A 22,923-nucleotide genomic window follows, 5' to 3' on the forward strand; every position below is an offset into this window, starting at 1 on the left:
ACCTACTCCTATTTGCGTAACTCGTATTGACCAATTTCTTGAATACGCCAAACCAATCCTTTTTGGCTGGCTACGGAAGGCACATGCTTTAAGTGAAAATAACGACTCAAGCGCCCTTCTAAATCAAAATAAACCGAACCCAAAACCTCGGAGGCCTCCTTAACATCCCCTCCGGTTAAAATAAATTTCACCTGGTCAAAATGCTTATAATGCGCTTTGGCCCAGGCGAGTTGCTTCGGATCATCGGCATCGAAAAAAAACAGTGTTTTAGAAAAAGATACGCGTTCAAAAGGATTAAGGTGCGCCCCTTTCTTCGCAATAATCGTCCCATCCTGGGTGTAAAGCGTTTGATTCACGACGATACTTGGATCTAATTCATGCGTTTTAGGAGTGTTCGTCGTAGGTAAATGAAGTGGTTTTGGTCTTCTCACATGCTCCTCCACTCGCGCCACTATTTGTTGTTGATGTTGTTTCAAGGCACCTGATTGCTCTAAGCGATGCAGCTTCGCCATGATGACCTGACGGATGTCTTGCTCGACAACAGGAAAAAGCTGGCCGTAATTGCCTAAGTTTTTGGCATATATCGGAGCAACGTTCATTAAGAGTGCTGCAATCAAGCTCGCCACTTTTTTCATAGTGCACCCAACTGTTCCAAGGTTGCTGCAATCACCTCATCCGTCACATCGAAACGTCCACTGGAAATCACTGTTGCGGTGATTAGGGTCACATGATGAGAAGCCCCATACTGAGACAAGGTCTGAGGCAACAACGATGAATACTGCTTTAACACCTTTTTTTGCTCTTGTTCTGATAAATTACTTTGGCTCAATAAAACCGCCGGCTGATTCAGTAACCGCTGCATATCCACCACAGCCAGCGGTGCGGGCTTGTGCATGCTCCATAACACCATGCCAGACAAGACTAAACCCGCTAGAATCAAGAGTTGGGTTTTATAATGACGCAGCATCAGCAAGCCCTCCTTCCACTAACACGTTTTTGGATAGGCCATAGTGTTTGTTGGCTACCAGCATGGCGGCATGAATGTACGATCGCCCAAGTGCTATGTAATTCATTACCGCTTGATAATCGCGTCCATCAGAAGACAATAGGACCCGTGTAAACGGATCAACAAAGAGCCGATGAAACGAGGAAATACCGTCTGCACGAATCAGAACTTGTGAGAATCCAGCGTCCTTCGCTTTAGGAAAGGCAGAAAGTAATTTAAATTCAAAATCAGAAAACGTATTATGCTCGTGTTGGTGCTTGACGAGAGAATCTCCATCTTGAAGAAAAATGAGTTTGATTGCAGAGTTTTCCCAAGCAGCACGTGCTTCAGGAAAAGCGTAATAATCATCGATACCTTGCGTGATCGTCACAAAAGAAGCATTATGCCGCCGCCCTGTACGAAACCCTCGGTTAATGAAATTCACTGCAATTTGATCGCCAGAGAATAAGGACCAGGCTTCATCAATGATGCACATTTTTTGACGGCTGCGATCGGAGTTAAACATACGGCCTTGAAACTGAGACAAAATAGACAGTAAAACCGGTGCACGAATGTGTTCATCGTCCTCAATTTCTTTTAAATCCACGACAATAATGCGTGCATCAGGCGCTAACTTAGAAGGCGCATTAAAGACCGTGCCATGCTCTGAATGAGTGCAATAGGGATCAAGATTTTTCGCCAGAATTTTCCCTGTAGGGTATTTTTCTCGGTCGTTCTGATGCAACTCCAGAAGCTTAGCCTGCACATGATCAATTAATGTGGCTTGCTGATGTTCAAAAAACGCCTGCAATATTGCCTCTCGTAACGTTCCTCGGTCATCATCACTGGCTCCATCCTTAGCGCACGCTAATAATTGAAACAAAGAAAGAATATGCTGTATTTCTTTGCCAATATTCGTGACATGAGTAAAGGGATTCATTGCCAAATTGGAGTATTCCAGATACACACCGCCTAAGGTGTGGCATAACTTCTTATAACTTCCCCCGACATCGACAATAAAGAGATCCCCGCCGTTGAACAGCACATTGAGCATCAGCATTTGAATAAAAAAACTCTTTCCCCCGCCTGATGTGCCGGTCACAGAAATGTTGTAATTCGTGCCCAACTTACCTGAGAATGGATCAATACAAGAAAATTGGTTGCGTAGTGTCGGCAATAAAATGCCCGATCCCGTACCCGACCAATCCGAAAGAATAGGCATGTATTGAGTCGCATTCCATGAGGAAATAGGCCACATCATCGTGGGTAGCTGAAATCCTTTTTGGAGATGATTCGTAAATAAAAAAGGCAATGTTGCTAGAAAATAGGGAGATTGCATCCTACGGCTTAGCGCGAGCTTAATACCGTTATAAGAAAAACAGGTACGAGCGGCTTCCACATCGCGGGCATATTCGGAACGTCTGGAAAATAGCACGACGTTATACAGCATCTTACAAGAACGCGTCTTTCCTGAAGCCAAATCATCACGAAAATGACGCCATTCACGCGCTTTTTTTTCTGTACCGGCAACATGCAGCGCATAATCGCCTTTCGCTTTTTTATCCAAATCACTGGTTTTGCGATTCGCACGTCCCTGCGCTTTGTTTTGCTCGTCAACCAGGTAGGTAACAGAAATAATGTGATTACAGGGAATACTTTGTTCTGGATGAAAAATATTGGCGCTGTTATTAATGTTATCCCAAAGATGGTATTCACCTGGTAAGCCATCAATGGTCATCACTGAGACGACCGTTTCGAATGCCTTGCCTTGATTATTAACCCCACTCACAAGCAGGCCTTCTTTGGCTACCTCTACATCAAAATCACGGCCAACCACCTGATGCTTAATGAGTTGCGTTGGATCATAAGAGGAGGATTTGGGGTAAATATTATCGGGTTCATGAGCCAGGTAAAAATGAAGTAAGCGTAATAAATCTTCAGCATTACAGGTTCTAAAGCCAATTTTGGCCGACATCAACGAGGCTTCAAAGGCAATACGAAATTGAGCAAAGCAGGCTTTAACGTCTTCCTCATTTTTTCCATTGATTTTATCGACTACGACATAACACTCAGTTTGTGTCATTCTGGGATTGACATTGGTATTGGTTTTAAATCCATGAACTGCCGCCTCACCATAAAACGAACGAAGGCTTTTACCCATCACACTTAACTGCTCAAAATCTTGATTCATGAACTGCTTTGAAAAAGCATCCAGTTCCGGTCCCACTTGATTGTGTTTGACCAAGATGAGCTGTAAGGTAAATTCATCAGAAACCTTCGTTCTTAAAATCGAATCCAACTGCTCTGCTATTTTTTCATTCGCACCGGTTAACGGGGTGATGCGATACAATAAGCCTGTATTCCAGCGATTAATAAATAAATGCGATTCCTCGTCATAATACTGATAAGGAAGTTCCTTGCAAAAAAGAGGGTATTGGTGATCGCCAACATTTAAGGTATTTTGGGAAGACGATACCTCTTCATCCACCAAATAGCCATCGATTGAATTCCTAAAACCCTGGACGTATTTTTTTAGTGTTGCGAACATAGTTAATCCTAAAAAAGTTCCGTTTCATTTATTTTGAATAAGCACTGCAGCCTACGCATTGCTCTTGTTGCACGTATTGCCCATCCGGTGTAAATCGCCGTGCATCCACCATACGATTCACCTGCTCCATGCTTTGACATCCACCACGCTCGACAAAAGGACAGCGAACATCTTGATGATCAAAAATGGAGCGTGAACACCCCGTAAGCATCACTGCCGAACAACAACAGAACAAAACAAACCAAGCTTTAACCATGTACGTCTCCTTTAGGATTAACTGTTGAAAAGAGGGGTTGATTGGGCATCCCATTCTGATTTAAGAATTGCTGCGCCGTTTGCGTATCGGATTGGAACGTGGATTGCGGAGCAGTTGACTCTCCACTGCTACTCTCCCCACCTTCACCGCCTGCTCGGCTAATGGTTGTTGTAATCGCGGCCTCATTTTGAGCCGATTGATTATCAATGGATTTACCCGATTCAAACGATTGGTGCGCCCTATCAATCCAAAAGCCTTTGGTGAACATGATGGATACACGCCGTCCTGCACGTGCCACCACCAGAGGGTGATAAATATCGGCGATTTTCATAATGTAATCAGAGATTTTATTGGCTGGATTACTTACCGCTCCTCCTGCTGCTGATTGCATCAGCGTAGAGGCCTGACCATAAGTCGTAATGGTGCCCGCGCCTGGATTAATGGTCTGAGCCGTATTGAGGTTTTTAAGTCCATCCCCAAAGCCTGCTAAAATCCCTGCAGCCGCACTGTATTCTAAAAGAGGTTTGGTTTTTAAAATGGACGTACCGCGTAAATCTTGCATCGCATCCAAGTCATACACCGCCCCATACACCTTTTGCTCAAAACTTAAATTAGGTTTCGCACACGAAAGGGTTTCAAGGTGCATCACTACCGCATCATCAGACAAATCACCATATGTAGAGACAATAGCTAGACAACCATTAAGGCGCGAATGGCGATTGTTGGGCATAATTCCATTAGAATCCAGGCGAATCAGTGCCGTTCCCATATTTTTAGCACCATTAATCCCAGCATCCCCTTTAGCCCCGCTCAATAAGAAGCCTTCGGCATGGGTTCCTGCCCAGACATAATTATCCGGTGTACGCTCTTCTTTTTGTTGACGGCGGTAATTAAAATGAACCGTTTCAAGACCTGCTTTGCCATAATAGGCTTTTTCATCCAAAATCCGTTGTTTATGACGGGCCTCTATTTCTTCGCGTGTAGGCGGTCTTGCGGCCACAGCAGCTAAACTAGTTTGTGAGTTTTTAAGCAACGCTACCTGTAGTTTTCCGTTGATTTCTTTATTTTCAAGTGCAAGCTGCTCTAATTGTTTTTGCATGGCGTTTAATAACGCTTGGTTTTCGGAAACCAAATCCTCTGATTTATTGGGTGTGCTCTTTTTATTTTTTTCTACCAACGCTTTGAGCGCATCAATTTGGCGTTGTTGTTTTTCAAGTACTGCCTCATCACTTAATTTGCTAAAGGCGCTGTCTAATACCCCATCAAACACAGGCTTTTTATTTGCAGGAAGCGTAGGTTGTGGCTTTGAAGAATAAAGATAGAATCCATAACACAATCCACCAAGTAGTAGAAAAGCCAAGCCATTACGGAGCTGCTCCACTTTGGCACTTTGATTAAGATTGGCTTTTTTACTTTTCTTTATTAACTTTTTAAACGATTTCATCATGACACGCTTCCTTATTACCCGATGTTGGATTGTTCACGGTAAATGCCATAAAAATAGGCGACTTGACTGGGCTGCAGCATTTTTTCGGACAGCTCCATCATAACCAGTTTGGGGTGTTCGAATAATGTTGGTGTTAATTCCATGGGTTTGTTGGATTGATTTTCGATGCGATACACATAGCCCGAAGACTCTTTGCCTCGGACTTGTTTCACCAGGGTTACTTTTAACTGTTTATGCAAACGAAAGGTCGTGGGTTTAATACTCACTTCTTGAAAACCAGAAGGTGTGGTGCCCTCCATAAGCGCCGTCATTAAATCACTTTGTTGGTATTGGCTCTGCTCTTGCGCCTTGGCATAATCAAACCCTTTTAATTTTTTGGATACCAGTTTAATGGTCTTACCTAAATCCTCAGTCGGAGATATGGTGGCTGAGAAATGATGATTCAGATTTGTTGTGAAATAGACGGTTAACGGAATATGCGCTAATGGCTTTAAAACCACAGCACCATCCAAATCATCCTCTGCATCGAAGCTTTGTTCTACAATAAAGGAATGTTCAGGGAAGCTGACTTTAACAATTCGCTCGCCTTCTACATCAATACGATTAAAGTTAAGAGAAGACAAAGACAGCGCAAATCGCTCCCCTTCTTCAAACTTAAGCGTGGCTGCTGTATTGCCTGCATGCAGTGAGGTAGAAAGCACGCTACTTAACATGAGGATTTGAAGTGATTTCATTGATGAACCTCCTTAATAGCCTTAGGCCACATCATCCCGTTCAAGTGAGCAAACTGGACTAAATAAATTTTCTTTTGTGGTTTCACTTCAAGACCATGACTGGTTCGATTTAACGTTCCGTCTACTTTGGCTTGCAGGGTGGATTCATCAATGTGAATGTTCTTTTCATAAAATACGGAACTAATGTTTTTTTCTTTCACAACGGCTGACTCTGAGTCCAGAATGGTTTTGAATGCCTCTTGATGAGACGCAGGAATTAAATGGACTAATGAAGCAAATCGAGCTGCTACCGTGTCTGGATTGTAGGTTAATCGTAATTGAATAACCTTTTTAGTCATGTCTTTAATATAAGAAGGTGAAAAGGAGGAGTTACTCAAGAAGTAACCGTCCTCAGTACAGATGGGCAACCAATGAGTTTCTTTGTTATTAACAACATGAACACAAAGCCCACCCAAAATGAACACCGCAATGGTGGATGTGACTGCCCAAGCCAGTGTCAGGTGAAGCAACACTTTATTTTTTGAAAGCACATTGTCACGAAATACACTGTTCATAAACTCACCCTACATAGATTCGATGCGCTGAATTAGGGAATGACCTAAAAATAAGCGTCGTCATGGCATGCGGTAAGGACCAATAAATCATTCCTAATAAAACCCGTAAAGGCAGCCCACCAAACTGAACATGCATGATTAAACTTAAAACGGCCCCAATCACAAAAAGCTGCGGTCCATAACCAATCAGTAATCCAATACCCGTGAGTAAATACACAGGTAATCCGGTAGTCAAAGGAACCCCTGCAATGCGTGGTTCCTCTGACAACATAAACGTCGAATAGTTATGCGACATAACTTAAACCCCAATGTGTGAAGATCATCAGTAAAGGCAAACCAATAAATACCCAAGGACTTTTTGTTTTCCACCAGGCAACCCCAGCACCCAAGGTTTCGCCTAGATATAAATAGCCAGGCAAATCCGAATTCTTACCAAAGGTGGCACTAACATCTCCTTTCATCGCACTTAAATAATTCTGACCTTCTGCATGTCCAGTGCTGGTAAGGCATAAAACAACAACCCAGCTGAAGACCAACAAGGGAACTGACCACTGTATAAATTCATAGAGCTTGATACTGCTCTTTCTGATTACTGCACTTACATTCATAATGCTCTCCTTTAGTTTGATGAACGCTGATTGAGTGAATCTAATTCGTGAATTAAATGATTTATTTTTTGTGTAAAAGGTCGTGTCATTGATGAGAAATAAGGACAATCGTTATAATTAGATGCAACGCGTGCTAATGTTCTATTCGCAAAATCGAGATTATCCCGTGCAAGTTCCATGCGTTCGCCTCGAATTAAGGAGGCAGACTGCTCCATCATGCTTCCTGAATAACCTACATCGATTGTGCAATACTCTTTGAGGTTGGCTTTTGCCAATTGGCTCAAACTAGCTCCCAAAAATTGGCACTCTGAAGCCAACTCCTCTTTACCCAGAGAGGCCGAAAACACGGCTCCCGATAAAAGCAAGGTGCTTAGGAATACTGATGATTTTTTAAGCTTCATTTGTTTCATTTTTAATAAATCTCCGTTTTTTGGGTAAAGAATCCCCTGAGCCTCCTATTTGTGCTCATTTTTTATTCTTTTTATTTAATGAATCGCGGTTTTAAAAAGAGTGCTTACTCATCCATGGTCATTCCTTTTGGCTTAATAATTGATTGTTCTTTTTCAGTTCCTCTAAAATTTGTGACAACACCTGGTTTGTTAAATCCAGTTTTTTGTATAAAGCTACATACTCAACGGATTTGGATATTTCAGGAAGTTCGGTATTCAGAGCAAACAAAAGCGCATACAGCCCGCCATTGGAAAGAATGTGTTTGAAATATTCGATATCCTGTTCTTCATTCGTTGAAGCATAAGCGGTAATTACCTGATTAAGCTTTACATTGTTTTCAAGCCCTATCTCTGGCTCAGCATAAGTCACTCCACTTCCAACCAAGAATGTCATCGACAATATAAGTATTTTAATTGCGTTCATTAGGTACTCCTTTTCTCATTCTTCAAAATTAATCCGATGTCTGATCTGTATCTGGAATGGTGGTGTTCTCAAGTTCACTCCTCATCACGATGACTTTTGCAAGATAGGGTTTTATCTTCGGTGCTAGATGAACACAGTAACTTCTTGCATTGCTGATTTCTTTTAATTCATTGTGCCCATAGGCCATAGAAACCAGTGCCCTGTCTTTGTTTTGATGCTGCAATTCATGTCCCGCTGATTCCAGGCTGCAGCAATTGCGATATCTCCAGAGCATAAATCGGTGGTGTGTTCTTCTGCTATCTGGTTTAATTGGTAAGACACATCAAAAATTCGCCGTTCTAAATCGTAGTTATTTAAATTAGCTGCAGCAGCGCATTGCATACCTAATGTCATGATAATAAATCCAGCTAGTATATTGATTCTCATTACTATTCCCTCTTTAACAGATTATTTTTTAAGGCATATGCTTCTTTCATAGAGCTCTATTCAGGTCAAATCAAAAGATACCAGCAATTGTTTTTACCAAACCCTGCTCTAATGCAGGACGTGCGTCCACAAACTTTAGATTCATTTTATTTGCGTTCGACACTATGCGCGTTTTATAGCTTTGATACTTGCTGTCGCGGGAATAATTTTGAGAGATCATTGTGCTACTGCCATTTTTTAGATTCGATTGCACTTGTTCTTTCACCTTAATTTCTTTCCCCACTTTTTCGCTGATTTGAATGTCAGTAATCATCGTGTAATTAATTTCTTTAACTAACGAATCCGCAGCCATACCAATCAATCCACCACCAAAACCACCAGCGACCATTCCAGCCGTGGAGTTAGTGAAACTTCCTGCCGCCGTACCTACCACAGCTCCTGCGATAGCAGACTCATAACCACCAAGTAATGCTGATTGGCTCGCTGAAGCACTCATTTTCCCAATTTTTAAGATATTTGCTTGCAAGATATAATATGCAGCATCTGGATTATTGAGTACCTTATACCCATGGTTCATTAATGCTGTTTTTAGCTGAGGCTGGATAGTAACCTCTTCATCAGAAGTATTTCGCACAGAAACATAAACCGTTTTTTGAGCGCTGGATACGGGGTGTAAAAAGATAGTGTCGCTTTGTTTTGTACTAACTTGCAACGACCCATGTTCTAGTACAGTGTGAGTTGCCGCACAGCCTGTAAGTGTGGCCATGGCTCCAACGATCAATGAGCGTGTCAATCCTGATTTAATGTATGCCTTCATTGCATTATCCTTATTTATCTTAATTTATAAGTGGTTAATTCCAGTGAGATCCCCTATTAAACTGACTCGTTAAACGCTCAATCACCGTTTCATTCAAGGCCATATCATGCGTATAAGTACCCTCTTTAATCTTTTGCATAATTTGCGTTTGAATCTCAAAACGATGGATTGGAATAACCTTAGGCGCATCAAATGCCAGCTTTATTTGACCATCGTGTTGTTGTTCTAAAACAGTACAAAACACTTTATTTCCGATAACCACGGTATCCCCTACCCTGCGCGTTAAAATCAACATATTTATTCCTCTTCTATTGGCTTATTTTTATCTGCTAATGCACTGTTTCATTCTCAATTGGATACATTAAAAACAACTGCTGCCGTCGCAATAATGAATAGGCATAGATTGCCGCTTGTGCATGTTTATCAAAATCCAAACCACTTATGTTTATGGCTGCCTGTTGTAAACAGGAAATACAACTCTCTAAAATATCGAATACTTCTTGTTCTACAGTCATAATTGATTATTTTGATAAGCGATAAGGTTATTGAACCATCATTTAAATGACGGTGCATTCACCTAGGTGCAAGGATAAGAAAAAAGTGAAAATATTTTTTTAGGATGAATAGGCTAATTAAAATAACTATTGAAATCGTAGGTAATTATCAAATATTTCATAAGATTTACATAATCGGTAAAGAGTTGTTCTAGGTTAGACTCATGCAATCCCATGTCCTTTAACCAGTTAAAAAAATCCTCTCCTTTTAACAAATTATGCACCTCCCTAAATTGTTCGACTTGATATATAAGCTCGTATTCTGTAATTGCGTACGTTTGTTGATCAAGAAGAGATAGTAAGTATTGATAATGGATCCTATTCTTTTTTGTTTCAGGAATTGATAGTAATTTAAGAATATTTTCAGCCCTCTGTAGAGAAGCTGAACATTCTGTCTGCTCATGCATAGGAGCACGCAACCAAACAGGAGACAAAGTAGACTCAATTAATTTTTTTTCAAAAAGAGTAAACTCTCTTTTTTTTCTATTTAAATAAAAATCCGTAGAAGGAATGAGCTGTTTGCTTAGAAAAAGCAATAACGACTTTGCATCCTCTTTTTTAGCCTCTATATAATTGGATTTAATCAAATGATAAAGATCTTCTGACACGTGTTGTGCAATTTTCTCCCAAGTTCTTTCAGCATAAAAAATAGATCGTATTGAATTTAAAACAGCTTCTTTATTAATACTATTTAGTCCCTCAAGGGTTAGGCGAATATTGATTAGAGGAATAGTTTGAGCATTATTGAATTTAGAATAAGCAATAGCTACTTCATCGTCACCAACTACTTCTTCATTCTTATACATCTCATATATACGTCCATAACCTCTCATGCCATAAGCATCCAGCTCCGCCGCTCTCAAAGCACCCATTGAAGCCGCACCCCAAACCTCAATACCGTAGTCTAATGCTGTTAATATTTCTTTATGCCACACAGAAGGAACCCAGGAAAAATTTCCATCGATGATAACTATCCGTTTATACCCTGCTTTTATTGCTTTAAGCACATCTCCCTTTTTGATTGAAGGTAAATACATCGCATGGGGAAGTAGATGTATCGCCTCTTGATAGGTTAAGGAAGTTTCTAAAAAAACGACGGTTTCATGCATGACTTATCAAATCCATAGAAACTAGTTTTACTTTTAAAATGCATATTTCTTTATCATAGTATTTATAAACTAAAATATCCTGATTCTTCCCCTTAATCTTTTCAAATAGAACCGAAAGAGTATCGTCTATCGTCTCTACCGAATAATTGGGCAACTCAGCAAAACCCTTTTTATCTATGACAACAGGAAACTCACTAGTTTTAAAATCATACTTAGTATGAATCAAGTCATCGCGGGAGCCTGCTATTGTGGTTACTCGCGATTGAATGGCCTCAGCCAGTGCACGATTTAAAGCTATTTGTTTATTGAGATGACATCCACCGCCTTTAAATAGAATTTGATTTTCAAAAGGATTTTTTGATTTAATCAATACCTCAAACGAAGGAATTTCATAAATATTTTCATGAGAATAAATATGACAATCAAATTTATTTGATAAATTTTTTGTCATTTTGCCATTAACAAAAGCAATTTCAGATATCTGCTGGGTATTTTGTCGTTCTATTACCTCTAGAATTCCGTGTAAAAGAGCCTCTTTATAATTATTTCCCCCAGCAAGTCCAGTTGTATCAGGAGAATAAATCAATACTTCTGGCAAATAAGAATTTAGTGAGTACTCAGCAAAAGGTACGAGAATGTTTTTTCTTGAAAATATTAATTCAGCTAGTACCCAACACATTGGCCGTGATGAATCATTAAAATGTACAGACTTTGAAAGATGATTTATTGGTATAAAAATAGTTTTGTCTTTAACTAACTCAAACTCTGACTTGTTAGTTACTTGTGGGACTAATTCTTCGGCAAAATATACTTCAATGGACTCCATCAATGCCGAGCACTGAGCCGCTTCTTTTGTAAATCCTTTTCCTTGACTCGTGGTTAACGATTTTGCTCTAGGCCTTATTGCAGTATAGACAGGTAGGGTTGTGTAATCTAAGTGGGTTAACTCGGCTAATCGTGTAATTCCTACCAGTTTCTTGAAAGGAGACAATACGCTTAGTGTTTCGCCGTAATTGCGAGCTCTTAAAGACGTTTCTGTATACTCAAAAATCATTTAGAAAACCTTTCATTAAGATAATAGGCATCAACGCCTAAGATTCTCAGTTCTGATACAAACAATTTACTTCGATATCCTGATGCACAATAAAATACCAACTTCTTATCTTTGTAGGATAAGAAAAAAGAATAATCAGTATTCTCTTTAATAGGAAAAAATAGATCATCATCTAACTTAGTAATCTCTCGTTCTTCTTTTTGCCTTATATCAACTAGAAAATGTTTGGTTCTATCAAGTTGCTCCAAGGAAATTCCATAATCAGCGCTTTGATTCTGCAGATACCTTAAGCTGATTTTTCTTTGTTTACATGCAAAACAGTTATTATTTTGCTTTATGGGCATGGAAGAGATGTTGAAGTTTTTTGCATCTATTATTCGTATCTGTGGTACTTTCTCATTCTCTATCTTGAGTAAATAATTTAATGCAAGATTAGCAGCCATGGTTCCTGCTATTCCTGTCACAGTGCCTAACACACCCGCTTCAGAACAATTAGGTATTACACCTATAGGTGGTGGATTGGGGTATAGACAACGATAACAAAGCTGCTTTGTATCAAATAAAGCAAGCTGAATGATATTGACCAAAATACTACAGCTGATAAATACTTTATTCTTTAAAACACAAATATCGTTAATAAGATATCTTGTTTCAAAATTATCTGTTCCGTCAATAATCAAGTCGATATCAGATACTAAGGAATATCCTAAATCCACATCAAATCTTTTAGTGTGAGCCTCTATAACAATATTTTTATTAATTTTACTTAAAACATCTCTCGCCTTTTCTGCCTTATAGAATCCTATATCGGATTCATTAAATAAGATCTGTCTATGCAAATTAGAAAGGTCTACTTTATCATCGTCGACAAGAATTAACTTTCCTGCACCAGCTGCGGCAAGATATTGAGCTACAGGACTACCTATCCCTCCGAGCCCAACGATCATAATTGTTGCGTTATTTATTAGTTTTTGACCTTGCTCTCCAATAACAGAAATTTGGCGTTTGTATCTATCCACTCTATTATCCTCCTGAAATAGAAGTTACAATACATACCTCATCATTAGGGTTAAGAGTAATTTCTTTAATGGATGATATCTGTTCTGAATTAACAAAAACGGAAATGTATCCCTTTGAACAACCATTTTCGTCAAACATCTTTTCAAAATTCTCTTTATAAAATTCTGCTAATACTTGTTGCAAATTTGATTTATTGGAAACCAATTGGATTTGTTTTCTATCTGAATTAAACTCTATTAATTGATATTCATGCATTCCTATAACCCGTAGATTTTTGTATAAACGACATATATAATTTACTTATATTTTTAACAATTGTGACGAAAATATGAACGAACAACTGTTTAAAGACCTTACTAAAAACTCATCAGCAGCCAAAATGAGGCTATAATCGATTTTTAGAATTAATATATTTCTACAATATCTTGCTCTGCAAGAAAGTTCCCTATTTTATTTATTTCAGTAATAGAGTCATCCCAACAAATCACCATCGCTGACTTAGACATATGCGCCATTTGCTCGCTTGTATCATCAGGCCTAACAAAAAGTGTCCACTCATTTTGTACAGAAAGTTCAGGCTTATTAATTTTTTTTATAACACCGTTCTTTCTAGGAAAATAACCGCAAACATAATGGTTTTTATTCTTTACCAAACGAGGAGGTTCAACTCCACAAACAATACAACATAAAATTGTTTCAAGGCTGATCGAGTATTTCTTCTGGTATAACTTATTAAGACCAATACCTGGAGGTCTAGCATTGGTTTCAATAAATTGAATATAACCATTCTCACTCATGAAAAACTCAGTGTGAAGTACCCCGTTATTGAATTCTAATAACTGGCACACCTTAACTGAAGCATCAAAAATCAATTTTCTCTGATGTGCATCTAAAATATTCAGACTAAATATAGGTAAATTTTTACTGACCATTAAATGATTTGGATGAGTATATTTTCTAGCTTCTACAAGTAATATATTCCCATCAAATACTGCCAATTCTGAATGGTATAAATCATCTGTCACATAAGCTTGAACGATATATTTTTCCTCATTCTCTTTCTTATTGAGCAAAAAATTACAAAACTCCTCTTCAGTTTTAATATGATATGTCTCATAAGAACCAGAGGAATTAATAGGTTTAATAAATATCTCTTGTACATCTATCTTTTCTTTGATTGATTTTAGGTTTGAAGATTCAATCAATGGAGTTGTTTTAGGATATGAAAATAAACCATCCAATTTTTGATACATAAGATCTTTATGACTTAATAGCATCGATGTATTCAAGCTCATACCTGCAATATTTAGATTTTCCCTGACTTTTGCTATATCAACAAACATATCTTCCGAAAAACAGACTATATAATCAGGGCGAATCGAATCACAAATAGCTAGTAGATCTTCAAATGAAAATGAGCTTACTAATACATTTTCTCTGTCCTTAACAAACTTAGATACATCTTTAATCAAAAAAAGGGGAGAAATCCCTAATTGAATGAGTAGATCACAATCAATTAGTTCATAATCCTGAAGGGGATCAATGCATAACAGAGTCTTTATTTTCATTGTATTTAATACCAAAACATCCTACTAAAAATGTTGTTTTCGAAGGGAACTGCTCAACTGAATAACCAAGCTTATCAGTTACCTCTAAAAATCGAGGATCGTAAGAAAAGATTGTCTCTCTAGGCAACTTAAATAGGTTATTAGTTACTTGGTTATTTTTTTCATGAAAAAGCGTTAAATCCAGATTAGTAGCACTTTCAAAAAACGGGGTACTCTTGAAATGACCTAATTTCTTTATATGATCTGCATATTGTAAGTAAGTATCGTATATTAATTCACAGCGTTGTGGTTTATTAGAAAATGAGGTTGGTTTGAAAGCCATCTCTTCTTTGAGTATTGAATAAAAAACAGGATCGTTTTTATTTTTATCAAAATGAACAGGCTCCATAACAAAGGGAGTATATTTGGATTTATATATATCGCGATACACCTCAATAATAAAATCTAAGGGCAACAAATCATCACCAGCAGCTAATCCGTAGCCAGGAACTTGTCCTGTTCCTATAGTAATTAATTGGCTAATCGCATTATTAGTGAATTCATTTTGAGATATTTCGGGATTATTTGCCCGAACATAAGCCATTAGATAATTATAAAAAGGTAGATTTGCATAATATCCTGTCTGATTAGAATCAAACTCCATCACTAAACTCAAAAGAGTAGGTAATTTATTCTCTTTTATTAAGGTTACAATTTCAGAAGGAAATACCAATAATCTTGACCGCCAGTTACAATTAGCCGCATCACATAAGCTTTTGAAGGTTAAATAATGATTTCCAAGATCATCTGGTACTGGAATATCTGCCTTAAAATACTTTTCTAAACTAGCATGAGGCCTTGCATCTGCCACGGGACAAAGCAAGAATGTATTCCTCGCGCCCGAGGATATTTGTAATATATCGGTAGGATGATGAGTATTTGAAGCATTATAAAGTGAACTAACGCTTAAAAAATCTCCTTCTCTATAGACCTGGTGTGTACTCGACTTCCCTTTAAATTCAATAAACATTTCAAGATTCTTTTCTAAAACCATTGAAAAAGGAACTGAAGACAGTCTGCCACCAGTATTTGGTAAATAAAAATGGTGTTCATCTGCAATGATCTGTCCATACTGATATTCAAGTACAGTAAAAAGCATATTTTCAATGCCGTCTATGGTTTCCAATACTTCATAGAGGCGTTTGTTAACCCGAGCTATGTCCGTTTTTACCTTATCCCACGATAATTCACTCATATGGCATCAATATAAAATCCTATTAATTAACTGAATCATACAAGAGAACATGAGGGTATTCAATCAAGTTGTATTTCATGTAATAAAATTTATTGGTAAAAATAATAATTTTTATTGCATTAATGCATTTCAAGTTATAAATTATGTCACATGGAATGCGTTTTATATAAAAACGGAGTTTTAAATGACAATCGATCATGTGGATAATCAAATCATAAAAATGATAGTCAGCGGCTGTCATGTGAATGACATTGCAGAAGATACAAAAAAGTCAAAAAGATACATTCTTTATCGACTCAGTGACTTAAAAACAAGCTTTAATTGTAAAACCACGCCTCAATTAATTTATATGCTGACTACATCAGGTTTAATTAAGTAATATTTTTCACATGGATGTATTATGAATAATTCGATTTATTATTTAGGCTTTAACAAGCTTCTTTCATTAACCAAATGCCCTAAAGAAGCACTTCTTTTAGATAAAATAATCTTTCATCATCAAGGCACTCTTTTAAAGCGTGAGAATAGATTATGGTTTACAAGAAAAATCCCTGATCTTGCGGCAGAACTTGGGTTTAGTGAAAGCAGAATATACATCTACCTAAAGAACTTAGAAGACGAAGGCCTAATTATCCGAAAACGATTTAAATATTACGGCGTACCTCGATCGTTTATAGCTATTACAGAGACACTTCAAAACAAATTACAACTGATCTACAAAGAACCAGAAACCATTATAGAGATAAAAGAAAAGGAGATTACCCCTGAACCGGATATAAGCGAGAGAATGGATTATCTTGTTTCAACAGATACCATTAATAAAGAAAAAAATAGAGTAATTAATAATATTACTTTTCCTAATTCAGGCAATAAATTACCATTTACTGAGCTCAATATCGTTAAAGGGATGTTGATGAATGTTCAAAAGCAACACGGAGTAAAACTATCCTCACCGCAAAAAATCTTCGATGAGGTGGTATTTTCATTAAATAACCAAGAGCAATTTCAAAAAATTGGCACTTTTCAACACAAAATTAATATCATTTCTCAACTTCTTCGCACTAATCGCTGGAGAACACCCAAAGGATTTAATAAATACTCTCCAGAAGGGAAACATTACCAAGAAAAGCAAGATCAAGAAAAGGCTGCCCGCCTACAATTGAAGAAGGAAGAGTGTACTTATTCTGGATTAGATGAGATAGCTACGAATAACCGTTTATGCAATGTTTATGAATTGGCTCATCATCCAAGTACTAACAAGGAATTGCAAAAATCCCTTCAAATTCAACAAAGCCTTATTAATGGTATTAAAAAAGATATTAAAGCAATAAAAAACCCTAATATATTGGATAATTTTCTAAAAATATTAACTCAAGAAGAAACAAAATTATCTAAGTTACAGGCCGAATTATCGTTACAATAGATTATACCATTGCCTTGATAGCTTCGGTCGAGTTTTTTTGTATACTATTCTCAATCGTTTTAGAACAAAACCAGAGAATAAGTGCACCAAAAATTGCATAAAAACCTAGCTGGGTAAAAGCATCCAAATAGTGTTCATTACTAATAAGAGGATTTAATGATTCAGATTGAGTCATTAAATTAGAAAAATAATTGGATATTGTGGCTGCTATTCCTGAGGCCATCATCCATATACCCATCATGAGCCCTTGTAATTTTTCTGGTGCAAGACTTCCTATCATCGCGTAACCAACAGGAGCAATAAGCAACTCCCCTATTGCTTGAAGAAGATAATGCACAATAATCCAACTCATGCTAGTTAATCCATCAGTACCACAACTCTCTATGCCAACAGTCAATGCCAAAAACGACAAAGCAATAAACAGTAAGGAACTCATAAATTGTTTTGATATGGAAATGGTGATTTGTTTCTTCCTTAATTTATCAAATAGTTTGACTGCTATAGGTGAGCCAATAATTACGAAAATTGAGTTTAAATTCATTAACCATTGTGGAGGAATATAATAAGAACCCATATAAATATTCACGTTGTACTTCAAAAATTGAGAAATACCCATCGGTCCTACAAAATAAAGCATCCAAAATACAATTGAACTTCCAGTTAAAAATACAAAAGAATAAATTTTTTTTCGTGCATTATGCGGACTTAAACTACGTCCAAGTAATGTAATATATAATAATGCCGCAGCACCAATAAAAAGTATGAGGCTATTTGCTAACCAGGAATAATAAAACCCTGCTAGAAGGATAGGTATAATTAGTATGATTAATACCAGTCCTAGCTGACCCCTCTTTATCTCCTCTCTGATATTTACGTTATCTTTTGCAAAATATCTCCACGATTTAATTATGAAAAACACCGTAATTAGATTAATCAAATTACTTACTTCAAATAAACGATCGTATCTATCGTTAATATCAATAAACCCACTCATAACATAACCAGAGAGAAACCCTATATTCATCGCGCTGTAATTATAAAAAAATGCTTTTTCTCTTAATTCATTTTCGTTACTAGTAAATTGTTGGGTAATAAGGCAATTAATACATGTAGATCCTAATCCGCAACCGATAAGAAACAAACTTAGCCCTAGATATACAAATGAATCAGAAAAATTAAGGACTATTAGGCCTAAAGTTTGTATGAGTGTTGAAATGGCAAATAGCAATCGATTACTTAAAAATCTGTCCCCAATGTAACCAGCTGCAAAATGCAAAATGAAATTTGATGCAAGAAAAAATCCAACGACCCCATTGGATTGCATTTGAGTTAAGCCAATGTTCTTTGTCAAATAAAGGGATAATGATGAAAATAAAATAGCAAAACTAAATGTAGTTACTGCGTTTAACCAATGTAAATACACTATTCCTTTTTTCTCACCTCTTACAGCATGCATTTCATATCCTTATTAAAAAAATTCTTTACTGTTACATCACACAATTAATTTCTTCATGTTTTAGTAGGATTAAATCCCGAAACAATTTTTTAGGGTTCAACTTGCATTGATGGAATGACTGTTTATTCGGCCAATATAAATCCACTTTTACAATGCTCAATAATACTAAATATCTTTATAAAATAATTATCAACGTTAAGAAATCCTATCTTTTTGTCCAGCTCTCCAACTTTTATGGCATTCCATGTTTCGATCGCTTCCTCTAGTGTTCCTAAATCATCTGGCATAATGACAAATGCGTCTGCCAGTTGTTGAAGCATTTCTTTTCCTTTCTTGCATGGAAGAGACTATATGAAGTTCATCTAGAATGTCTAACGTTTTTTGCTAATAAACCGATCATACCCAGACTTGACCCACAATAAACTATGGGAAAGTCTATAAGACATTTCATGAGCAAATTTAATAACAGCTTTTTTAAATGCAGGATTACTTCCAGAGCTAGCGCTAATCTATACAAAAATTGTTTTCATTACACATTCTCTTTATTACTTAGTATCATACAAACAATGCTTGCTATGAAATAGGAATAGAAATTATGGAGCGAACCCTCCCTGCAAACGTCCCACCATAAAATAATACCCGTCCCCGTAAATGTCCCATCTTTAAAGTTTATATCCATTCCTTAATCGCTATTGAACCAACTCCATATAATCTTCCATTGATATGATAGTACCTATTTCATTATGTTTATTTTCTTTAATGAAGCTATGAAAAGAGGCTTTGGTTGCAGGGTGATCTAGGCCATGCTTTTTATACCAATTTTTAAGAATACTACTTTGCTCTTTTATGAACTCCTCAAAATCATTGTTTAAACCGCTTTTTTGATGTTCTGTTAATTTATCTAGATAAGTGTTTATCTTTTTATTTACATACTGCTTATAGCGCTCTGACTGCTCTTCCAATTTTTCTTTCTTTTCTTTTTCTTTAGCCTCTAAGATCTTGCGACGCTCATTAATTACAGCTTTGCTCGATCTGCTTAGCTTATAATCTTTTTTCAGTGCTTCAATCAAATAGCCAGCTAATCCTCTAATTTTTCCAGCAACAAAACTTTCTGATTGAGTAATAATTTCTACTTTCTCTCGAATATACTCACTATCATATTTTGCATATGTCTCATCAATCATTTGAGTCGAAAATCCAAAAGTTTTAATTAATATTTGTTTTAACTCTTCATCAATTGATAAATTATTTAGTTGAATTGGAGATTCATCTATCTGTTTTTCTAGTTTGAATCGAACTCTAGTAACTTTCTGATTAACTCGTTCTATTTCAGGAACAATATGAATAGGTGATACGGTATTTACTTCATTTACCCCAACATCAAGTACTCTTTTCTTAAAATCCTTAAATACTTGATATTTTCCATCAAATACGCCCATTAACTTTCTAAAAATCTCTATAGGAAACCATGGTGTCTGCGCAAGTCCTTTATATCGAATACAGTTCTCATAAAGCGCCAAACCATAACCTGATTTAAACTTTGAAATTAGATCAATATTGATTTGACCATAAATCTCTGGTTGATACATGAGATCTTTCATTACCTGACTATATTCATAAATACAAATCCCATTTGAAAGTTCCGCAGAAGCCAATATTGAGCTTGCCTTCCACTTTTTTTCTTGTCCTGTTGAACAATCAATAACGTTCCACTCGATAGCTATTGTTATTAATCCAATGAGAGCTTCCTTTAACTTTGCAGTATCTTTGCTATTGTAACCAATCAGTTGATATAGCTCTTTTCCTCTAATTTCGAATTGCTGTTTGTAAGGAAGATCTGGATATGCATTAAATAGCAGGGCATTAAACAGCTTTCGCTGAACTAATGACAGGTTATTAGAACAATGTATCGCGTTAACATGTTTTTTGAGTTCTAGGCTCTTATTATTTATTGCTACGCTTCCCATACGTTTCTCCATGCTACTAAACACGTAATCCGAGTACTCGGATTAGCTTTCAATCCGAGTACTCGGATTCTGCTACAATTTGCTCTAAATAATTTGAAACGTGTTTACACATATCTTCTACATTAACAAAACTAGCAATCTCTTTATTAAGAACAATAGATGGAAGTCCTCGATAATCTGACTTAAAAGTAAATAATTTTTTCCCATTTATAGAAATATAAGACTTAGCATTACTGGTAGTTTTAGTTTCATTTTTTTGTAGTAATGTCTTATCTTCAAATATTTTTTCTAATTTAGCTTGTGAGGTGATTGTCTTACCTAACTGATTCGCAATAGAGAGCATTTTATCGTAGTTGCTTTTAGACTTATTAAGTAATTGAACAATCGTTACAGCAAGCTGTTTAGAAAGGGTATGTACATCAGGGATAGCACCCACTATATCTTCTGGAATTTTAGAATAAGCCATCAATTCATTAAATGTTGAATAGGAAATACGTAATTTTTCAGAAAGTTCCTTTTCTGTTTTAAATACATTATCTGATAACAAGCGTTTATAAAGCATCGCATTAGAATAATTACTAACATCATTCCGTAGCTTATTTTCTGCATCTTGCGATGCAATCGCGTCTTGTACGTTGGGAATATCTTTTCTAATTACAAGAAAAGGAATTCCTAATCGCATACAGGCGATGTGTCTTCTTCGACCGAAAATAACCTCATACTTTATTTTCCCATGAGGATTAGGGTGGTTTCTTACTAAAGCTGGCTGTAACTGCTTATTTGATTTAATAGAATCAATTAGACCATCAATATCACCCAACTCACCTTCTTGGCGGTTAGCATATTTCCATGGCTCGCACTCTTCTGGGTTAACGTAAATTAATTCCTGTTCGGCAAATTCAATCCCAGATTGGGTTTTAAAATAAGATGGCGCCTTAGGAGCAGCTTGTTTTAAAACCACTTCTTCCTCAGCAGTTTCTATTTTCTTCACTTGACCACTTTTCATTAGCATACCTAAGGGGCCAGAATTATGAACGTTACGTTTGCTATTATCCATGTTACTCTCCACTTACAAAGGATGCTTTAGATTGCTTTTCCCAGATTTCTTTAAAGTTATTAATAATTTCAAGGTTTACATCATCCAAATGTTGCAAAGCTCTGCGATAAGCTTCGCGACTACCACGCGGTTTTGAAACATCATAAATGGTTCCAATCTCATTAGCTGCTTTTGCAACTTCAACGGTTTCACACATATGATTTGTGAGAATATATCTACCAAACTGCTCTCGCATCATATTCTCCATCTGTAATGCTTCGTTACTTCCGCTGTGTTTGGAAATGAGGATTCGCAAATACTCCAATTTTTTTGAAGGTAATTCCTTGAACATATTTCGTAAGGTAGCCGTATACATAATAAAACTTGAATAATCGTTCATACTTGGAGGAATAGGAATAATGATTCCATCGCAGGCAATGATTGCGTTGAGCGTTAACAAACCAAGATTTGGGCCACAGTCGATCAAAATAACATCATATTGATTTTTAATAATCTTTAATGACTCTGATAAGCGAATAAAAGGAGAACCTAAACGCTCATGGTTGTTTTCTTTTTCGTTAGGTAAAATAAGATCACAATCTTGTATAGCTAAGTTAGCAGGGATGATATCTAAACCATCAAAATGCGTTTTTAGTATTACATTTTCGATGTTGTTAGGATTGGAGATTAACACATTGGTTATTGTGTCTTCGTAACGTAGTTCCAAATCGGGGATTAACCCTGAACTAATTAAAGTTGCTGTTCCTTGTGCATCGAAGTCTAACAGGAGAACCTTTAAACCTTCGATGGCAATTTTCTTTCCTAAATCAACTGTAGTTTCAGTTTTCCCAACTCCGCCTTTTAAGTTAGAAACAGCTATGGCTAAGCATTTCGAACCTTTTGGCCTTTTGTATCGAGTTTCTGCTTTATCTCTAAGCGTATTAATGGCAGCCAATGTATATTTTTTAACTTTTCTGCCATTTTCAGAGTCTTCGATTACTACTCCTGGTATATCATCTGAGGATTCTAATAATTTTCTGAATGTAGGGTCAGAAACCTTAACCATTTTTGCGGCTTCAATTGCTCCCCAAGTTCTTGGTTTTTTTCTTTTTTCGGGATTAATTACAAAATTTCTTAATGTAAGTAACATTTCGTTACCCGCTTGATAGAATTTATCCATTAACTGTTCTGGATGATCTGTACCATACGTAATGATTTGAGGATCAAGCATGATTTCCCTTTTATTAAAATAAT

The 22,923-nt window shown here is 36.7% G+C and carries 28 protein-coding genes; 2 read left to right on the top strand and 26 right to left on the bottom strand.

The genetic code is table 11. The features are described from left to right. Positions 1-8 precede the first annotated feature (8 nt). From traW to ACWTEW_RS00810, 21 genes are all read right to left on the bottom strand, one after another. Complete coding sequence (traW, locus tag ACWTEW_RS00710; RefSeq protein ID WP_454783401.1) at positions 9-635, bottom strand: type-F conjugative transfer system protein TraW; 627 nt, start codon at positions 633-635, stop codon at positions 9-11. Further along, complete coding sequence (trbI, locus tag ACWTEW_RS00715) at positions 632-967, bottom strand: type-F conjugative transfer system protein TrbI (protein WP_454783402.1); 336 nt, start codon at positions 965-967, stop codon at positions 632-634. Before trbI ends, traW begins: the two co-directional genes overlap by 4 nt. Beyond that, a complete protein-coding gene (gene traC, locus ACWTEW_RS00720; RefSeq protein WP_454783403.1) occupies positions 951-3,533 on the bottom strand; it encodes a type IV secretion system protein TraC in 2,583 nt (860 codons plus the stop codon). Before traC ends, trbI begins: the two co-directional genes overlap by 17 nt. A 28-nt stretch (positions 3,534-3,561) precedes the next feature. Further along, positions 3,562-3,789, bottom strand: coding sequence for a hypothetical protein (locus tag ACWTEW_RS00725; protein WP_454783404.1), 228 nt, complete (start codon positions 3,787-3,789; stop codon positions 3,562-3,564). Next, entirely contained in the window at positions 3,782-5,236 is a 1,455-nt protein-coding gene (locus tag ACWTEW_RS00730; protein WP_454783405.1) for a TraB/VirB10 family protein, read from the bottom strand. Before ACWTEW_RS00730 ends, ACWTEW_RS00725 begins: the two co-directional genes overlap by 8 nt. A 14-nt stretch (positions 5,237-5,250) precedes the next feature. Next, positions 5,251-5,970 (bottom strand): type-F conjugative transfer system secretin TraK, encoded by a 720-nt coding sequence (traK, locus tag ACWTEW_RS00735; protein ID WP_454783406.1) that lies wholly within the window; start codon positions 5,968-5,970, stop codon positions 5,251-5,253. Next, the gene (locus tag ACWTEW_RS00740) at positions 5,967-6,524 is read right to left on the bottom strand and encodes a TraE/TraK family type IV conjugative transfer system protein (RefSeq protein WP_454783407.1); all 558 of its coding nucleotides are present in this window, start codon (positions 6,522-6,524) and stop codon (positions 5,967-5,969) included. Before ACWTEW_RS00740 ends, traK begins: the two co-directional genes overlap by 4 nt. A gap of 4 nt (positions 6,525-6,528) precedes the next feature. Continuing rightward, a complete protein-coding gene (traL, locus tag ACWTEW_RS00745; protein WP_454783408.1) occupies positions 6,529-6,819 on the bottom strand; it encodes a type IV conjugative transfer system protein TraL in 291 nt (96 codons plus the stop codon). Continuing rightward, positions 6,809-7,132, bottom strand: coding sequence for a pilus assembly protein (locus tag ACWTEW_RS00750; RefSeq protein ID WP_454783409.1), 324 nt, complete (start codon positions 7,130-7,132; stop codon positions 6,809-6,811). Before ACWTEW_RS00750 ends, traL begins: the two co-directional genes overlap by 11 nt. Positions 7,133-7,143: 11 nt before the next feature. Continuing rightward, positions 7,144-7,542 carry a hypothetical protein gene (locus ACWTEW_RS00755; protein ID WP_454783410.1) on the bottom strand — a complete coding sequence of 133 codons (399 nt, stop codon included), beginning with the start codon at positions 7,540-7,542 and terminating at the stop codon, positions 7,144-7,146. A gap of 118 nt (positions 7,543-7,660) precedes the next feature. Next, the gene (locus ACWTEW_RS00760) at positions 7,661-8,005 is read right to left on the bottom strand and encodes a hypothetical protein (protein WP_454783411.1); all 345 of its coding nucleotides are present in this window, start codon (positions 8,003-8,005) and stop codon (positions 7,661-7,663) included. Positions 8,006-8,167: 162 nt separating this feature from the next. Beyond that, the gene (locus ACWTEW_RS00765) at positions 8,168-8,431 is read right to left on the bottom strand and encodes a hypothetical protein (protein WP_454783412.1); all 264 of its coding nucleotides are present in this window, start codon (positions 8,429-8,431) and stop codon (positions 8,168-8,170) included. A 70-nt stretch (positions 8,432-8,501) separates the two neighbouring features. Next, on the bottom strand, positions 8,502-9,248 hold the full coding sequence (locus ACWTEW_RS00770) for a complement resistance protein TraT (protein ID WP_454783413.1): 747 nt from the start codon (positions 9,246-9,248) through the stop codon (positions 8,502-8,504). A gap of 34 nt (positions 9,249-9,282) precedes the next feature. Continuing rightward, on the bottom strand, positions 9,283-9,543 hold the full coding sequence (locus tag ACWTEW_RS00775; protein WP_454783414.1) for a carbon storage regulator: 261 nt from the start codon (positions 9,541-9,543) through the stop codon (positions 9,283-9,285). A gap of 34 nt (positions 9,544-9,577) precedes the next feature. Beyond that, the gene (locus ACWTEW_RS00780; RefSeq protein ID WP_454783415.1) at positions 9,578-9,763 is read right to left on the bottom strand and encodes a hypothetical protein; all 186 of its coding nucleotides are present in this window, start codon (positions 9,761-9,763) and stop codon (positions 9,578-9,580) included. 113 nt (positions 9,764-9,876) lie between these two features. Continuing rightward, a complete protein-coding gene (locus tag ACWTEW_RS00785; RefSeq protein WP_454783416.1) occupies positions 9,877-10,911 on the bottom strand; it encodes a TfuA-like protein in 1,035 nt (344 codons plus the stop codon). Next, complete coding sequence (locus tag ACWTEW_RS00790) at positions 10,904-11,965, bottom strand: YcaO-like family protein (RefSeq protein WP_454783417.1); 1,062 nt, start codon at positions 11,963-11,965, stop codon at positions 10,904-10,906. The genes ACWTEW_RS00785 and ACWTEW_RS00790 overlap by 8 nt, the downstream gene beginning before the upstream one ends. Then, a complete protein-coding gene (locus ACWTEW_RS00795; protein WP_454783418.1) occupies positions 11,962-12,984 on the bottom strand; it encodes a ThiF family adenylyltransferase in 1,023 nt (340 codons plus the stop codon). Before ACWTEW_RS00795 ends, ACWTEW_RS00790 begins: the two co-directional genes overlap by 4 nt. A 4-nt stretch (positions 12,985-12,988) precedes the next feature. Beyond that, on the bottom strand, positions 12,989-13,240 hold the full coding sequence (locus tag ACWTEW_RS00800) for a MoaD/ThiS family protein (RefSeq protein WP_454783419.1): 252 nt from the start codon (positions 13,238-13,240) through the stop codon (positions 12,989-12,991). Positions 13,241-13,389: 149 nt separating this feature from the next. Next, complete coding sequence (locus tag ACWTEW_RS00805; protein ID WP_454783420.1) at positions 13,390-14,553, bottom strand: ATP-grasp domain-containing protein; 1,164 nt, start codon at positions 14,551-14,553, stop codon at positions 13,390-13,392. Then, positions 14,525-15,787 carry a hypothetical protein gene (locus tag ACWTEW_RS00810; RefSeq protein WP_454783421.1) on the bottom strand — a complete coding sequence of 421 codons (1,263 nt, stop codon included), beginning with the start codon at positions 15,785-15,787 and terminating at the stop codon, positions 14,525-14,527. The genes ACWTEW_RS00805 and ACWTEW_RS00810 overlap by 29 nt, the downstream gene beginning before the upstream one ends. Positions 15,788-15,971: 184 nt before the next feature. On the opposite strand from ACWTEW_RS00810, the gene ACWTEW_RS00815 reads away from it, so the two are divergent. Both ACWTEW_RS00815 and ACWTEW_RS00820 read left to right on the top strand, forming a co-directional pair. After that, complete coding sequence (locus ACWTEW_RS00815; protein WP_011212464.1) at positions 15,972-16,166, top strand: hypothetical protein; 195 nt, start codon at positions 15,972-15,974, stop codon at positions 16,164-16,166. Between the two features lie 21 nt (positions 16,167-16,187). Next, positions 16,188-17,210 (top strand): hypothetical protein, encoded by a 1,023-nt coding sequence (locus ACWTEW_RS00820; protein ID WP_454783422.1) that lies wholly within the window; start codon positions 16,188-16,190, stop codon positions 17,208-17,210. Position 17,211: 1 nt separating this feature from the next. Here ACWTEW_RS00820 and ACWTEW_RS00825 read toward each other — a convergent pair whose 3' ends face one another. The 5 genes from ACWTEW_RS00825 to ACWTEW_RS00845 all read right to left on the bottom strand — a co-directional run bounded on the left by ACWTEW_RS00825 (position 17,212) and on the right by ACWTEW_RS00845 (position 22,900). Then, positions 17,212-18,666, bottom strand: a complete 1,455-nt coding sequence (locus tag ACWTEW_RS00825) for a peptide MFS transporter (RefSeq protein ID WP_454783423.1) — start codon at positions 18,664-18,666, stop codon at positions 17,212-17,214. Positions 18,667-18,788: 122 nt separating this feature from the next. Beyond that, positions 18,789-18,986 carry an LOG family protein gene (locus tag ACWTEW_RS00830; protein WP_454783424.1) on the bottom strand — a complete coding sequence of 66 codons (198 nt, stop codon included), beginning with the start codon at positions 18,984-18,986 and terminating at the stop codon, positions 18,789-18,791. Positions 18,987-19,355: 369 nt separating this feature from the next. Continuing rightward, complete coding sequence (locus ACWTEW_RS00835) at positions 19,356-20,633, bottom strand: replication initiation protein (protein ID WP_454783425.1); 1,278 nt, start codon at positions 20,631-20,633, stop codon at positions 19,356-19,358. Between the two features lie 49 nt (positions 20,634-20,682). Next, on the bottom strand, positions 20,683-21,690 hold the full coding sequence (locus ACWTEW_RS00840; protein WP_454783426.1) for a ParB/RepB/Spo0J family partition protein: 1,008 nt from the start codon (positions 21,688-21,690) through the stop codon (positions 20,683-20,685). Between the two features lies 1 nt (position 21,691). Continuing rightward, positions 21,692-22,900: an AAA family ATPase gene (locus ACWTEW_RS00845; RefSeq protein ID WP_454783427.1), complete on the bottom strand. Its 1,209-nt coding sequence runs from the start codon at positions 22,898-22,900 to the stop codon at positions 21,692-21,694. Positions 22,901-22,923 lie beyond the last annotated feature (23 nt).

The sequence above is a fragment of the Legionella stuttgartensis genome (genome assembly GCF_977063405.2).